This window comes from Streptomyces sp. NPDC090994, assembly GCF_044768905.1.
Lineage (GTDB): Bacteria > Actinomycetota > Actinomycetes > Streptomycetales > Streptomycetaceae > Streptomyces.
The window spans coordinates 426,870-441,538 of the sequence record NZ_JBIVWS010000001.1 but is presented as its reverse complement, the minus strand read 5'-3'; the positions used below and the strand labels follow the sequence as shown (position 1 = coordinate 441,538).

14 protein-coding genes are annotated in these 14,669 nt (G+C 72.9%); 6 read left to right on the top strand and 8 right to left on the bottom strand.

The features are described 5' to 3' along the window. Positions 1-246 precede the first annotated feature (246 nt). From ACIQR3_RS02065 to ACIQR3_RS02055, 3 genes are all read right to left on the bottom strand, one after another. On the bottom strand, positions 247-1,881 hold the full coding sequence (locus ACIQR3_RS02065) for a phospho-sugar mutase (RefSeq protein WP_403532864.1): 1,635 nt from the start codon (positions 1,879-1,881) through the stop codon (positions 247-249). Positions 1,882-2,057: 176 nt separating this feature from the next. Further along, on the bottom strand, positions 2,058-2,882 hold the full coding sequence (locus ACIQR3_RS02060; RefSeq protein ID WP_215164574.1) for a purine-nucleoside phosphorylase: 825 nt from the start codon (positions 2,880-2,882) through the stop codon (positions 2,058-2,060). Positions 2,883-2,990: 108 nt separating this feature from the next. Continuing rightward, a complete protein-coding gene (locus ACIQR3_RS02055) occupies positions 2,991-3,428 on the bottom strand; it encodes a gamma-glutamylcyclotransferase (RefSeq protein ID WP_215164575.1) in 438 nt (145 codons plus the stop codon). An 84-nt stretch (positions 3,429-3,512) separates the two neighbouring features. On the opposite strand from ACIQR3_RS02055, the gene ACIQR3_RS02050 reads away from it, so the two are divergent. After that, complete coding sequence (locus ACIQR3_RS02050; protein ID WP_215164576.1) at positions 3,513-4,961, top strand: NAD(P)H-quinone dehydrogenase; 1,449 nt, start codon at positions 3,513-3,515, stop codon at positions 4,959-4,961. Positions 4,962-5,106: 145 nt separating this feature from the next. After that, on the top strand, positions 5,107-6,081 hold the full coding sequence (locus ACIQR3_RS02045; protein WP_403532861.1) for a DeoR/GlpR family DNA-binding transcription regulator: 975 nt from the start codon (positions 5,107-5,109) through the stop codon (positions 6,079-6,081). A gap of 237 nt (positions 6,082-6,318) precedes the next feature. Here ACIQR3_RS02045 and ACIQR3_RS02040 read toward each other — a convergent pair whose 3' ends face one another. Further along, positions 6,319-8,094, bottom strand: a complete 1,776-nt coding sequence (locus ACIQR3_RS02040) for an acetyl/propionyl/methylcrotonyl-CoA carboxylase subunit alpha (RefSeq protein WP_403532859.1) — start codon at positions 8,092-8,094, stop codon at positions 6,319-6,321. Positions 8,095-8,440: 346 nt separating this feature from the next. Between ACIQR3_RS02040 and ACIQR3_RS02035 the strand changes: the two genes are divergently transcribed. Further along, a complete protein-coding gene (locus ACIQR3_RS02035; RefSeq protein ID WP_403532857.1) occupies positions 8,441-8,881 on the top strand; it encodes a hypothetical protein in 441 nt (146 codons plus the stop codon). Here the strand turns inward: ACIQR3_RS02035 and ACIQR3_RS02030 are convergent. From ACIQR3_RS02030 to ACIQR3_RS02015, 4 genes are all read right to left on the bottom strand, one after another. Continuing rightward, entirely contained in the window at positions 8,850-9,470 is a 621-nt protein-coding gene (locus tag ACIQR3_RS02030) for a nucleoside triphosphate pyrophosphatase (RefSeq protein WP_215164579.1), read from the bottom strand. The genes ACIQR3_RS02035 and ACIQR3_RS02030 overlap by 32 nt on opposite strands. A 119-nt stretch (positions 9,471-9,589) precedes the next feature. Further along, a complete protein-coding gene (gene mmpB, locus ACIQR3_RS02025; RefSeq protein WP_403532855.1) occupies positions 9,590-9,718 on the bottom strand; it encodes a morphogenic membrane protein MmpB in 129 nt (42 codons plus the stop codon). Between the two features lie 96 nt (positions 9,719-9,814). Further along, on the bottom strand, positions 9,815-10,024 hold the full coding sequence (locus ACIQR3_RS02020) for an acyl-CoA carboxylase epsilon subunit (protein ID WP_403532853.1): 210 nt from the start codon (positions 10,022-10,024) through the stop codon (positions 9,815-9,817). 18 nt (positions 10,025-10,042) lie between these two features. Further along, positions 10,043-11,632 (bottom strand): acyl-CoA carboxylase subunit beta, encoded by a 1,590-nt coding sequence (locus ACIQR3_RS02015; protein ID WP_403532851.1) that lies wholly within the window; start codon positions 11,630-11,632, stop codon positions 10,043-10,045. A gap of 109 nt (positions 11,633-11,741) precedes the next feature. On the opposite strand from ACIQR3_RS02015, the gene ACIQR3_RS02010 reads away from it, so the two are divergent. From ACIQR3_RS02010 to ACIQR3_RS02000, 3 genes are all read left to right on the top strand, one after another. Then, positions 11,742-12,605: a biotin--[acetyl-CoA-carboxylase] ligase gene (locus tag ACIQR3_RS02010; RefSeq protein WP_403532849.1), complete on the top strand. Its 864-nt coding sequence runs from the start codon at positions 11,742-11,744 to the stop codon at positions 12,603-12,605. A 108-nt stretch (positions 12,606-12,713) separates the two neighbouring features. Then, positions 12,714-13,841 carry an adenylate/guanylate cyclase domain-containing protein gene (locus tag ACIQR3_RS02005; RefSeq protein WP_403532847.1) on the top strand — a complete coding sequence of 376 codons (1,128 nt, stop codon included), beginning with the start codon at positions 12,714-12,716 and terminating at the stop codon, positions 13,839-13,841. A 23-nt stretch (positions 13,842-13,864) separates the two neighbouring features. Next, positions 13,865-14,665, top strand: a complete 801-nt coding sequence (locus ACIQR3_RS02000) for an enoyl-CoA hydratase/isomerase family protein (protein ID WP_215164584.1) — start codon at positions 13,865-13,867, stop codon at positions 14,663-14,665. The last annotated feature ends 4 nt before the right edge of the window (positions 14,666-14,669 follow it).

The window sequence follows — 14,669 nt, the reverse complement described above, 5'->3', positions numbered from 1 at the left end:
GAGCCCCCGGGCACGGAAAAAAGACCGGGGACGGGTCAGGGGACCCGTCCCCGGCCGGGGGCTCGGCGCCCCGCGATGCAAAGGGGGGCTGCGGGACGCCGGCGCGAACGCCTCCCAAGGGGGGGAGGAAAGCGTCCGCGCTCTGCTCCACCGTGCGACGGCCGTGCCCGCGGCGGACGCACGAGACGCGTGCGACAGACCAACTTCCGGTGAAAGAAGGGGCGTCGGAGGCCCGGCGCCGGAGGCTCAGAGACCGGCCGCGGCGGACAGGTCCCGCTTGATCCCCGCCAGCAGCTCGGCCGCCCCGGCCCGGGCCGCGGGCAGCCCGGCACGGTCGGCGACCGGGACGACCACCTCCAGATAGCACTTGAGCTTGGGCTCGGTACCGCTGGGCCGGACGATCACGCGGGCCCCCTCCAGGGTGTACCGCAGCCCGTCGGTGGGCGGCAGCCCGTCCGTGCCCTCGGTGAGATCCTCCGCCCTGGTGACCGCAAGGCCCCCCAGCACGCCCGGCGGACGCTCGCGCAGCCGCCGCATGGCGTCCGCGATGACGGTGAGGTCCTCGACCCGTACCGACAGCTGGTCGGTGGCGTGCAGCCCGTGCGCGACGGCGAGGTCGTCGAGGAGATCGAGCAGGGTCCGGCCCTCCGCCTTGAGCACGGAGGCCAGCTCGGTGACGAGCAGCGCCGCGGTGATGCCGTCCTTGTCCCGCACGCCCTGCGGGTCGACGCAGTAACCGAGCGCCTCCTCGTAGCCGTAGCGCAGGCCCTCGGCGCGGGCGATCCACTTGAAGCCGGTGAGGGTCTCGGTGTGCGGCAGCCCGGCCGCGGCGGCGATGCGGGCGAGCAGCGAGGAGGAGACGATCGACTCCGCGAAGGTCCCGGTCGCTCCGCGCCGCACCAGATGGGCGGCGAGCAGCGCCCCGACCTCGTCCCCGCGCAGCATCCGCCACCCGCCGGCGTCGGGTACGGCCACGGCGCAGCGGTCGGCGTCCGGGTCGTTGGCGATGACCAGGTCCGGTGCGTTCTCGCGGGCCGTCGCGAAGGCGAGGTCCATCGCGCCGGGCTCTTCGGGGTTGGGGAAGGCGACGGTCGGGAAGTCCGGGTCCGGGTCGGCCTGTTCGGCGACGAGGACGGGTTCCGGGAAACCGGCCCGCGCGAAGGCGGCGAGCAGCGTCTCCCGGCCGACGCCGTGCAGCGGCGTGTAGACGGTACGGGCCGTACGAGGGGAGCCGGGGGCGAGGACGGCGTCGGTGCGGGCGAGGTAGGCGTCGAGGACGGCGTCGTCGAGGGTCTCCCAGCCACCGTCCGGGCGGGGTACGCCGTCCAGGCTCCCCACGGCGTCGATCTCGGCGGCGATGTCCGCGTCCGCCGGGGGCACGATCTGCGAACCGTCGCCGAGGTACACCTTGTACCCGTTGTCCCGGGGCGGGTTGTGGCTGGCGGTGACCTCCACGCCCGCGACGGCACCGAGGTGCCGGATGGCGAAGGCGAGCACGGGGGTGGGCAGCGGCCGGGGCAGCACGGCCGCGCGCAGACCGGCACCGGTCATCACGGCGGCGGTGTCCCGCGCGAAGTCGGACGACTTGTGCCGGGCGTCGTACCCGACGACGACCAGCCCCTCGCTCCCGTGCCCCTGCTTCTTCAGATACGCGGCGAGACCGGCGGCGGCCCGGATGACGACCGCCCGGTTCATCCGCATCGGCCCGGCGCCCAGCTCGCCGCGCAGCCCGGCGGTGCCGAACTGGAGGGTGCCGCAGAAACGGGCGGTGAGTTCGGCGACGTCCTCCTTGTCGATGAGCCGGGCCAGCTCGGCCCGGGTCTCCGGGTCGGGGTCCTCGGCCAGCCAGGTCCTGGCCTGTGCGATGACATCGGCGTGCACGGGGGTCCTTTCGGTGCGGGGTGCGGTGCGGGTGCGGTGCGGGTGCGCGTTCAGGGGGCTTCGCCCACCCGCCGCCGGCTCGGCCGGCTGATGGTTCACCTCTCGGCCGACGGCAAACGGGTGGTGAGTGGGCAAAGGTCCGGGGGTCCAGGGGGCGGCGCCCCCTGGTACGGCTGCTACAGCCGACCCAGCACCTGCGTCAGCAGCGACCCCATCCGCGCCGCCGAATCCCGCCCGGCCTGGAGTACTTCCTCATGGTTCAGCGGCTCCCCGGTCATCCCCGCGGCGAGGTTCGTGACCAGGGAGATCCCCAGCACCTCCGCCCCCGCCTCCCGCGCCGCGATGGCCTCCAGGACCGTCGACATGCCCACCAGGTCCGCCCCGATCACCCGGGCCATCCGGATCTCCGCCGGCGTCTCGTAGTGCGGGCCGGGGAACTGGGCGTACACGCCCTCCTCCAGCGTCGCGTCGACCTCCTTGCACAGCGCCCGCAGCCGCGGCGAGTACAGGTCGGTGAGGTCCACGAAGTTCGCCCCGACGATGGGGGAGGTCGCCGTGAGGTTGATGTGGTCGCTGATCAGGACCGGCTGGCCGGGGCGCATGCCCTCGCGCAGGCCGCCGCAGCCGTTGGTCAGGATGACCGTCTTCGCGCCGGCCGAGACGGCGGTCCGCACGCCGTGCGCGACGGAGGCGACGCCGTGACCCTCGTAGTAGTGGGTGCGGCCCAGGAAGACCAGGGCGCGGCGGTCGCCGATGCGGTACGAGCGGATCTTGCCGCCGTGGCCCTCGACCGCCGGCGGCGGGAACCCGGGCAGGTCGGTGACCGGGAGTTCGGCCTCGGGGGCGCCCAGGGCGTCCACCGCCGGGGCCCAGCCGGAGCCCATCACGAGGGCGACGTCGTGGGTCTCGGCGCCCGTGAGCTCGCGCAGGCGGGCCGCGGCGGCGTCGGCGGCGGCGTAGGGGTCGCCCTGGATGTCGTCCGGAAGAAGAGATGCGTTCACGCGGACGAGGGTAGCCGGTCCGGGCCTACGCGCGTAGATGATGAGGTCGGCCGGTTTCCGATTGTTGCGCTGTCGTTTCTGACGTGGCACCCGCCGAGGTAACCGGCGTCAGCACGGCCGCTTGCGCAGTTCCATCACGTAGTCGTGCGGCGCCCCCGCCGATTCCGCCGCGTCGGCGAGTTCGCCCAGATAGCGGGCCGAGGGAAGGCCGCCCTCGTAGGCGTTGAGGACGTACGTCCAGGCGCCCTCCTCGCCGTCCAGGGTGTGCGCCCGGACCCGGGTGCGGCGGTAGATGTCCAGGCCCGCGCCCTCCCAGCGGTCGAGCGCGTCCTCGTCCATCGGAGCGATGTCGTACAGCGCGACGAAGACCTGGCAGAGCGGGTCCTCGACGAGCGTGGCCAGCGCGCCCTCCCAGCCGAGCCGCTCGCCCCCGAAGGTCAGCCGCCACCCGTTCAGCCAGCCGGTGGCGCGCAGCGGCGAGTGCGGGGCGCGGCGGGACATCAGCCGCGCGTCGAGGTTGCCGGCGTACGCGGCGTAGAGCGACATGGGGAGAGGGTACGGGGTGTTCCGGATAACGGGGGCGCATCGGGCGGGGCCCCCGGGCGGTGCGCCGTTGAAGCGTGCGGGACAATGGAGTACGTGACTCGGATCGTGATCATCGGTGGCGGACCCGGCGGATACGAAGCGGCGCTGGTCGCCGCGCAGCTCGGCGCGGAGGTGACCGTCGTCGACTGCGACGGTCTGGGCGGGGCGTCGGTACTGACCGACTGCGTGCCGTCGAAGACCCTGATCGCCACGGCCGAGGTGATGACCACCTTCGACTCCTCCTACGAGGAGCTGGGCATCATCGTCGCCGACGACACCCCCCACATCGAGCAGGCCGCCCGGGTCGTGGGCGTGGACCTCGGCAAGGTCAACCGGCGCGTGAAGCGCCTCGCGCTCGCCCAGTCGCACGACATCACCGCCTCCGTGACGCGCGCCGGAGCGCGCGTCATGCGCGGGCGCGGGCGCCTGGAGGGCATGCAGGCCCTCGACGGGTCGCGCAAGGTCGTGGTGCGCGCCGCCGACGGCAGCGAGGAGACGCTGACCGCCGACGCCGTGCTGATCGCGACCGGCGGTCACCCGCGCGAGCTGCCCGACGCCCGCCCGGACGGCGAGCGCATCCTCAACTGGACCCAGGTCTACGACCTCGACGAGCTGCCCGAGGAGCTGATCGTGGTCGGGTCGGGCGTCACCGGCGCCGAGTTCGCCGGGGCGTACCAGGCGCTCGGCTCCCGGGTCACCCTCGTGTCGTCCCGCGACCGGGTGCTGCCCGGCGAGGACCCGGACGCCGCCGCCGTCCTGGAGGACGTCTTCCGGCGGCGCGGCATGAACGTCATGGCCCGCTCCCGCGCCCAGTCCGCCAAACGGGTCGGCGACCGGGTCGAGGTCACCCTCGCCGACGGCCGGGTCATCACCGGCTCGCACTGTCTGATGGCCGTCGGCGCCATCCCCAACACCGAGGGCATGGGCCTGGAGGAGGCCGGGGTCACGCTCAAGGACTCCGGGCACATCAAGACCGACAAGGTCTCCAGGACCTCCGCGCCGGGCGTGTACGCCGCCGGTGACGTCACCGGCGTCTTCGCGCTGGCGTCGGTGGCCGCCATGCAGGGCCGGATCGCCATGTACCACTTCCTGGGCGACGCGGTCACCCCGCTGAACCTGAAGACCGTTTCCTCCAACGTCTTCACCGACCCCGAGATCGCCACGGTCGGTTACACGCAGGCCGACGTCGACGCCGGGAAGATCGACGCCCGCGTCGTCAAGCTGCCGCTGCTGCGCAACCCGCGCGCCAAGATGCAGGGCATCCGCGACGGCTTCGTCAAGCTCTTCTGCCGGCCGGGCACCGGGATCGTGGTCGGCGGTGTGGTGGTCGCGCCGCGCGCCTCGGAACTGATCCACCCCATCTCGATCGCGGTCGACAACAATCTGACGGTCGAACAGATCGCGAACGCCTTCACCGTGTACCCCTCGCTTTCGGGCTCGATCGCCGAGGTGGCGCGGCAGTTGCACACGCGGAAGTCCGGCGCGGAGGGCTGACCTGCGGGACGGGTCCCGCCTGGTCGCCGCTGGTCACGGGGCCGGGCGCGGGCTTATACCACTTCCGGTGGGGCAGTGCGAACAACTTCTGTTATTCGGCGCAAACTGCTGAAAGCAGACGGTCGCTGGGGTTACTGTCAGTTTCGTGTTCGCTGCAGAACGTCGCCAATTGATCCTCGAAATGGTGCGAGCGAACGGGGCCGTGTCGCTCCGTGAACTCGCCCGCGTCGTCCAGACCTCCGAAGTGACCGTACGGCGGGACGTGCGCGCGCTGGAGGCAGAAGGACTCCTCGACCGCCGGCACGGCGGTGCGGTACTGCCGGGCGGTTTCACGCGGGAGTCCGGCTTTCCGCAGAAGTCCCATCTCGCGACCGCCGAGAAGACGGCCATCGCCGATCTCGCCGCGGGCCTCGTCGAGGAGGGCGAGGCCATCGTGGTCGGGGCGGGAACCACCACCCAGGAGCTGGCCCGCCGGCTCGCCCGGGTGCCCGGCCTGACGGTGGTCACCAACTCCCTGCTGGTCGCCCAGGCGCTCGCCCACGCCAACCGGGTGGAGGTCGTGATGACCGGCGGCACGCTGAGAGGGTCCAACTACGCCCTCGTCGGCAGCGGCGCCGAGCAGTCCCTCCAGGGGCTGCGGGTCTCCAAGGCCTTCATCTCGGGCAGTGGGCTGACCGCCGAGCGGGGGCTGTCCACCTCCAACATGCTCTCGGCCTCCGTCGACCGGGCGCTGGTGCAGGCCGCCGCCGAGGTCGTCGTCCTGGCCGACCACACCAAGCTGGGCACCGACACCATGTTCCAGACCGTGCCCACGGAGGAGATCACCCGCCTGGTGACGGACGAGCCGCCCGGTCACGACGACCGCGCGGGCGCCGAACTCCAGGCCCTTGCCGACCAGGGCGTACAGATCGCCGTGGCCGGTGCCTCGGGGGGAGCGGCGGGCCGGCCAGGCCCGGGGGATGAGGCCGGTCCGGCGCGCCAGCAGCGCCGGGACGTGCCCCTGCCCGGCCCGCGCCGCCAGGTCCCCGGGGCGGGTCCGGGACTGCGTACGGCCGCGTCGCTGGACCAGGGCACCGGGGCGGAACAGCGGGCCCGGGTCGCCGACCTGCGGCGGCGCTGAGCCGTCGCCCGGACTCCGGCGGGACGTACGCCCCGGACCCCGGGGCGAGGCCGTCGGGTCCTGCGCCCCGGACCCCGAAGTGAGGTCCGTCGCGTCGCACGACAAGATGTCGCACGACAGGGCGTCGCACGACAGGGCGTCGCACGACAAGGCGTCGCACGACAGGGCGTCGCACGACAAGGCGCCCGGCGGACCGACCGCTGCGGTCCACCGGGCGCCCGGGTACGTGCCGTGCCGTCAGTCCTTGATCTCGCAGATCGCCGCACCGGACGTGACCGACGCGCCGATCTCGGCGCCCAGGCCCTTGACGGTGCCGGACTTGTGGGCGTTGAGGGGCTGTTCCATCTTCATGGCCTCCAGGACGACGATCAGGTCGCCCTCCTTGACCTCCTGGCCCTCCTCCACCGCGACCTTCACGATGGTGCCCTGCATGGGCGAGGCGAGGGTGTCGCCGGAGGCCGCCGGGCCGGACTTCTTCGCCGCCCGGCGCTTGGGCTTGGCGCCGGCCGCAAGGCCCGTACGGGCCAGGGACATGCCCAGCGACGACGGCAGGGAGACCTCCAGCCGCTTGCCGCCGACCTCGACGACGACCGTCTCGCGGCCGGCCGCCTCCTCGTCGGTGTCCGCGCCGGCACCGGCCGCGAAGGGCTTGATCTCGTTGACGAACTCGGTCTCGATCCAGCGGGTGTGGACCGTGAACGGGTCGGCGGAGCCGGTCAGCTCCGGCGCGAACGCCGGGTCCCTGACGACCGCCCGGTGGAACGGAATGGCCGTCGCCATGCCCTCGACCTGGAACTCCTCCAGGGCGCGGGAGGCCCGCTCCAGCGCCTCCTTGCGGGTGCGGCCGGTGACGATCAGCTTGGCGAGCAGGGAGTCCCACGCCGGGCCGATGACCGAGCCGGACTCCACGCCCGCGTCCAGCCGGACACCGGGACCGGACGGCGGGGCGAAGGTGGTGACGGTGCCGGGCGCCGGGAGGAAGTTGCGCCCCGGGTCCTCGCCGTTGATCCGGAACTCGAAGGAGTGGCCGCGCAGCACCGGGTCGCCGTAGCCCAGCTCCTCGCCGTCGGCGATGCGGAACATCTCGCGGACCAGGTCGATGCCGGCGACCTCCTCGGTCACCGGGTGCTCGACCTGGAGGCGGGTGTTGACCTCCAGGAAGGAGATCGTGCCGTCCAGGCCGACCAGGAACTCGACCGTGCCGGCGCCGACGTAGCCGGCCTCCTTCAGGATCGCCTTGGAGGCGGAATACAGCTGGTCGAGCTGGTCCTGGGAGAGGAACGGCGCCGGGGCCTCCTCGACCAGCTTCTGGTGCCGGCGCTGGAGGGAGCAGTCACGGGTGGAGACGACCACCACGTTGCCGTGCTGGTCGGCCAGGCACTGGGTCTCCACGTGCCGGGGCTTGTCCAGGTAGCGCTCCACGAAGCACTCCCCGCGCCCGAACGCCGCCACGGCCTCGCGGACCGCCGAGTCGTACAGCTCCGGGACCTCTTCGAGCGTGCGGGCCACCTTCAGGCCGCGCCCGCCGCCGCCGAAGGCCGCCTTGATGGCGATCGGCAGACCGTGTTCCTCGGCGAACGCGACGACCTCGTCGGCCCCGCTCACCGGGTCGGGCGTACCGGCGACCAGCGGGGCACCGGCGCGCTGGGCGATGTGCCGGGCGGCGACCTTGTCACCGAGGTCGCGGATGGCCTGCGGCGGCGGGCCGATCCAGATCAGGTCCGCGTCGAGGACGGCCTGGGCGAACTCGGCGTTCTCCGAGAGGAAGCCGTAGCCGGGGTGGACGGCGTCCGCGCCCGACTCGCGCGCCGCCTTCAGCACCTTGCCGATGTCCAGGTAGCTGGTCGCCGGAGTGTCACCGCCCAGGGCGAACGCCTCATCCGCGGCGCGGACATGCAGAGCGTCCCGGTCCGGGTCGGCGTAGACGGCCACGCTCGCGATCCCGGCGTCCCGGCAGGCCCGGGCCACGCGGACAGCGATTTCGCCACGGTTGGCGATGAGCACCTTGCGCACGATTGAGGCTCCCTCCTTGAAACAAGCCGAGTTTAGGGACTGCCGACACGAGCCTTCGACCCGTCCCCAGTGGTGAGCTTGCCCACACGGAGTGTGATGCGAGGCTTGCTCGACCCGCGAAAGCCCTTGTCGCATCAGGGTGCGGCGGACTCCTCCGGCAAACCCTAGCCGCCCGATGTGGTCAAGGTCTCTGTGAGAGCGTGCTGCGCCCCACTCCGTTTCTTTGTCGAGTCCCTACGAATGGACCAATGATTCTTTGCCACCGACACGACTCTTGCCCCTGGTTCTACCCGCTAGTAGCGTCCGCGACGAACCGAACGTACTCCGGGTAAGGGTGGCGGTCGCGATGGTGCGCAGGCCGGTGGCGTGGGCGGTGGCGGTCGTGTTCTTCGCCGAGGCGCTCGGCGTCGCGGCGCTGAACTGGTTCCTCGGGGTCGTCGTCGACCGGCAGGAGATGTCCCTGGCCGGGCTGGACGCGGGCGCGATGGCGGTCTCCGCGAAGACCGGCGGTCTCGTCTTCGGGCTCTACTTCGCCCTGTGCGGCCTGGTCGCCCTGCTGGTGGCGGTGCGCGACCGCCCGCCGGCCGGCCTCGGCCGGGCCCTGCTGATCAGCGCGGCCGTGGTGCACGGGCTGCTCGGCGCCCTGTGCTGGGGGCTGGTGGGACCGGCGGCCTTCGTCTTCATGGTCCTGGTCCTCGGGCTGGTCGTGCTGCTGCTGATGACCCACGACGCGCCCGAGGAACCCCGCGACCGGGTCAGCTCTCCGCCGGCGCCCACAACTCCGTGATGCCGACGCCCAGTTCCGCCAGGAGCCGGCGCAGCAGCGGCAGGCTGAGGCCGATCACGTTGCCGTGGTCGCCCTCGATGCCGTCGACGAACGGCGCCGAGCGGCCGTCCAGGGTGAACGCCCCGGCGACGTGCAGCGGCTCGCCGGAGGCGACGTAGGCGGCGATCTCCTCGTCGCTGGGGTCACCGAAGCGGACGACGGTGGAGGCGGTGGCGGAGGTGTGGCGGCCGGTGGCCGTGTCCCAGACGCAGTGCCCGGTCTGCAGGGTGCCCGCCCGGCCGCGCATCGCCTTCCAGCGGGCGGTGGCCTCCTCGGCGTCGGCGGGCTTGCCGAGGGCCCGGCCGTCCAGGTCGAGGACCGAGTCGCAGCCGATCACCAGGGCGCCGTGCACCTCCGGCCGGGCGGCCACGACGGACGCCTTGGCCTCGGCGAGGGCGAGGGCCAGCTCGGCCGGGGTGGGGGCGGTGACGGCGTCCTCGTCGACACCGCTGACGATCACCTCGGGGGTGAGTCCGGCTTGGCGCAGCAGGCCCAGCCGGGCGGGGGACTGGGAGGCGAGGACGAGTCGGCGGCGGGGCTGATCAGTCATGCGGTCAGGTTAGTCACGCGGGGGCCTCCGGCTCACCTCGTGCAGACCACGTCACCTCGTGCGGATCGTCACCTCGTGTGGATCGTCACCTCGTGTGGATCGTCACCTCGTGCAGATCGTCATCTCGTGTAGATCACGACCATCGCCGCGATCATGGCCAGGGCCATGAGCAGACCGAGCCGCCGGAGCATGGCCTGCGCGTCGCGCAGCTCCTTGGGGGGCTTGTCGTCGGGGTCGGACCAGAGCATGCCACCAGCGTGGGGCTTGAGCCGGGAGGGCGCCTGAGTAGGGGTACTCAGATCGGCGCCCTGTGCTGTCCTGCTGTGCGCGGTTCCCCGCGCCCCTCAAGCACCCGGCCAGTACGTGCGGGACCAGGCAGCCGGGCCCGGGTGGGGGAGTCTCGTCCTCGCTATGCGGGACGGGTCGGACCAGGCGTCGGCCGTCGGCTCCGGGGGCGGTTCGGGGGGCGGCGTCGCGGCGCGGGCCCTGACCACCGCCAGGGCGGCGGCCAGTTCCTCCGGGGACGGGTTGCCCCGTATGACCTTGATGGTCACAGCGGCTCCTCACAGGGCTCAGAGGGGGATGTTGCCGTGCTTCTTCGGGGGGAGGGACTCGCGCTTGGTGCGGAGCTGGCGCAGGCCGCGGACGACGTGGGCGCGGGTGTCGGACGGCATGATCACGGCGTCGACGTAGCCGCGCTCGGCGGCGGTGTAGGGGTTGAGGAGGGTGTCCTCGTACTCCCGCATCAGCCGGGCCCGGGCGGCCTCGGGGTCGTCGGCGTCGGCGATGGCGCGGCGGTGCAGGATGTTGACGGCGCCCTGCGCGCCCATCACGGCGATCTGGGCGGTGGGCCAGGCCAGGTTGAGGTCGGCGCCCAGGTGCTTGGAGCCCATCACGTCGTACGCGCCGCCGAACGCCTTGCGGGTGATCACCGTGATCAGCGGGACCGTCGCCTCCGCGTAGGCGTAGATCAGCTTGGCGCCGCGGCGGATGATGCCGTCGTGCTCCTGGCCGACGCCGGGCAGGAAGCCGGGGACGTCGACGAAGGTCAGGACGGGCACGTTGAAGGCGTCGCAGGTGCGGACGAAGCGGGCGGCCTTCTCGCTCGCGGTGATGTCCAGGCACCCGGCGAACTGCATCGGCTGGTTGGCGACCACGCCGACCGGGCGGCCCTCGACGCGGCCGAAGCCGGTGAGGATGTTCGGCGCGTACATCGCCTGCGTCTCGAAGAACTCCGCGTCGTCGAGGACGTGCTCGATGACGGCGTGCATGTCGTAGGGCTGGTTGGCGGAGTCCGGGACGATGACGTCCAGCTCGCGGTCCTCGTCGGTGACCGTGAGGTCGGCCTCCTCGGGGAAGGCGGGCGGCTCGGAGAGGTTGTTGGACGGCAGGTACGACAGCAGCTGCTTGACGTACTCGATGGCGTCCTTCTCGTCGCCGGCCATGTGGTGGGCCACGCCGGAGGCGGTGTTGTGGGTGCGGGCGCCGCCCAGCTCCTCGAAGCCGACGTCCTCGCCGGTCACCGTCTTGATGACGTCCGGGCCGGTGATGAACATGTGGGACGTCTGGTCGACCATGACGGTGAAGTCGGTGATCGCCGGGGAGTAGACCGCGCCGCCCGCGCAGGGGCCGACGACCAGCGAGATCTGCGGGATCACACCGCTGGCGTGGGTGTTGCGGCGGAAGATCTCGCCGTACGCGCCGAGCGAGGCCACGCCCTCCTGGATGCGGGCGCCGCCGGAGTCGTTGATGCCGATGACCGGACAGCCGGTCTTCAGCGCGAAGTCCATCACCTTGCAGATCTTCTGCCCGTACGTCTCGCCGAGCGCGCCGCCGAAGACGGTGAAGTCCTGGGAGAAGACGGCGACCGGACGGCCGTCGACCGTGCCGTAGCCGGTGACGACGCCGTCGCCGTAGGGGCGGTTGTCCGCCAGGCCGAAGTTGGTGGAGCGGTGCCGGGCGAACTCGTCCAGCTCGACGAAGCTGTCCTCGTCGAGAAGCAGGGCGATCCGCTCACGGGCCGTCAGCTTGCCTTTGGCGTGCTGCTTCTCGACGGCACGCTGCGAACCGGCGTGCGTCGCCTCGTCGACACGGCGTCGCAGGTCCGCGAGCTTGCCCGCGGTGGTGTGGATGTCGGGCTGCTGCCCTTCCGGCTCGGACATCGGGATGGGGCTCCCTGCCTGGTCAAATGAGCGGTCGGTTGTTCATCGCAGCGTAGTGGGGCGCCTACCGATCGGCAGTGCGGCGTTTGCCACACCTAGGGTGGCTTGCATGACTCCGCGAGATGACGCAGACCGCAGCCGCAGCCGGTGGTCCGACCTGGACCGGCCGCCCCTGAACGCCACCGCCCTGCGGCGCGGCCTGGTGCGGCCGGGCGGGCTGTGGCGCGAGGTGGACGTCGTGCAGCGCACCGGCTCCACCAACTCCGACCTGGTGGCGCGGGCCGCCGCCGGCCGGGCGACGGAGGGCACCGTCCTGGTCGCGGAGGAGCAGAACGCCGCCCGGGGCCGCCTGGACCGGCGGTGGACCGCACCGGCCCGCTCGGGCCTGTTCTGCTCCGTCCTGCTGACGCCCGCCGAGGTCCCGGTCGCCCGCTGGGGCTGGCTGCCGCTGCTCACCGGCGTCGCGGTGGCCACCGGCCTGTCCCGCGCGGCCGGCGTCGACACCGCCCTGAAGTGGCCCAACGACCTCCTCGTCACCGTCGGCGGCGAGGAACGCAAGGCCGGCGGCATCCTCGCGGAACGGGCCGGCGACGGCGTGGTCGTCGGCATCGGCGTCAACGTCACCCTGCGCGCCGCCGAACTGCCCGTCCCGCACGCCGGCTCGCTCGCCCTGGCCGGCGCGGTCAGCACCGACCGCGACCCCCTGCTGCGCGCCGTGCTGCGGTCGCTGGAGGAGTGGTACGGGCGCTGGCGCGCGGCCGGCGGCGACCCGGGCCCCTCGGGGCTCCAGGAGGCGTACGCCGCCGGATGCGCGACGCTCGGCCGCACCGTACGGGCCGAGCTGCCGGGCGGCACCGACCTGGCCGGCGAGGCGGTGGCGGTGGACGGCGACGGACGGCTGGTGCTCGCCACCGAGGACGGGGTGCGCGCACCGGTCGGCGCGGGGGACATCGTCCACCTGCGGCCCGCGTGAGTGTGCGCGGCCTGTGCGCCGACGGCTTGCGGGAGTGAGCTGGCCCACAGCTGTCGTAAAGTTGGGCCCGGTCGATATCTGACCGCGGCAGATCGGAAGGCAGCAGGCGTGACCGTAGACGACACGGGCTCGGGCACGGACGGGAACGGCGAGGTGGACCCCGCCGAACCCGGCGAACCCGGCGACGACCCGCTCGCGCTCCGTCTGGAACAGCTCATCCTGGGCGCCGGGCGCCGCTACACCCCCTTCCAGGCCGCTCGCAGCGCGGGCGTCTCCATGGAACTGGCCTCCCGTTTCTGGCGGGCCATGGGCTTCGCCGACATCGGGCAGGCCAAGGCGCTCACCGAGGCCGACGTGCTGGCGCTGCGGCGCCTCGCCGGACTGGTGGAGGCCGGGCTGCTCAGCGAGGCGATGGCCGTGCAGGTGGCCCGGTCCACCGGGCAGACCACCGCCCGGCTGGCCGAGTGGCAGATGGACTCCTTCCTGGAGGGGCTGACCGAGCCGCCGGAGCCGGGGATGACCCGCACCGAGGTCACGTATCCGATCGTCGAGCTGCTGCTGCCGGAGCTGGAGGAGTTCCTCGTCTACGTCTGGCGGCGCCAGCTCGCCGCCTCCGCCGGGCGGGTCGTGCAGGCCACCGACGACGAGGAGATGGTCGACCGGCGCCTGGCCGTCGGCTTCGCCGACCTGGTCGGCTTCACCCGGCTGACCCGCCGGATGGAGGAGGAGGAACTCGGCGAGCTGGTCGAGGCCTTCGAGACCACCGCCGCCGACCTGATCGCCGCCCGCGGCGGACGCCTGGTCAAGACGCTCGGCGACGAGGTCCTCTACGCCGCGGACGACGCCGGTACGGCCGCCGAGATCGCCCTGCGGCTGATCGAGACCATGTCGGGTGACGAGACGATGCCGGAGCTGCGGGTCGGCATGGCCTTCGGCACGGTCACCACCCGGATGGGCGATGTCTTCGGCACCACCGTCAACCTGGCCTCCCGGCTCACCTCGATAGCTCCGCGCGACGCCGTCCTCGTCGACTCGGCCTTCGCGCAGGAGCTGATCCGCACCGGGGACGCGCCGGCCTCCGAGGCACAGGCGGCCCAGGAGGCCGAGGCGGCGGAGAAGGAGGGCGAGGAGCCGCCGGCCTACCGCTTCGCGCTCCAGCCGATGTGGCAGCGCCCGGTGCGCGGCCTCGGCGTCGTCGAACCCTGGCTGCTGACGCGGCGGGGCGAACCGTTGTAGACGTCTTCAACCGGAGGGGTGTCATGAGCGAGGAGCGGTACGGGGAGTCCGTGCTGGTACGGCGGCACGCGGACGGGCACGTCGCGGAACTGGCGCTGGACCGGCCCAAGGCCATGAACGCCGTCTCGACCGGCATGGCCCGGTCCATCGGCGCGGCCTGCGCGGCGCTGGGCGCGGACCCGGGCGTACGGGTGGTGGTGCTGACCTCGACCCATGAGCGGGCGTTCTGCGTGGGCGCCGACCTCAAGGAGCGCAACTCCTTCACCGACGCCGACCTGCGGCGCCAGCGGCCGGTCACCCGGGGCGCGTACACGGGCGTACTGGAGCTGCCGGTGCCGACGGTCGCGGCCGTGCACGGGTACGCGCTGGGCGGCGGCTTCGAGCTGGCGCTCTCCTGCGACGTGATCGTCGCCGACCGTACGGCCGTGGTGGGGCTGCCCGAGGTGTCGGTCGGGGTGATCCCCGGGGGCGGCGGTACGCAGCTGCTGCCGCGCCGGGTGGGGGCGGCGCGCGCCGCCGAGCTGGTCTTCACGGCGCGGCGGGTGGAGGCGGCGGAGGCGCGCGAGCTGGGCCTGGTCGACCAGCTGGTGGACGAGGGACGGGACCGCGAGGAGGCGCTGGCCCTGGCCGGCCGGATCGCGGCCAACTCCCCGGTCGGCCTGCGCGCCGCCAAGCGGGCCCTGCGGCTCGGACAGGGGCTGGACCTGCGGGCCGGGCTGGAGGTGGAGGACGCGGCGTGGCGGACGGTGGCGTTCTCGGGGGACCGGGCGGAGGGCGTGGCGGCGTTCAACGAGAAGCGGAAGCCGCGGTGGCCGGGGGAGTAGCCGA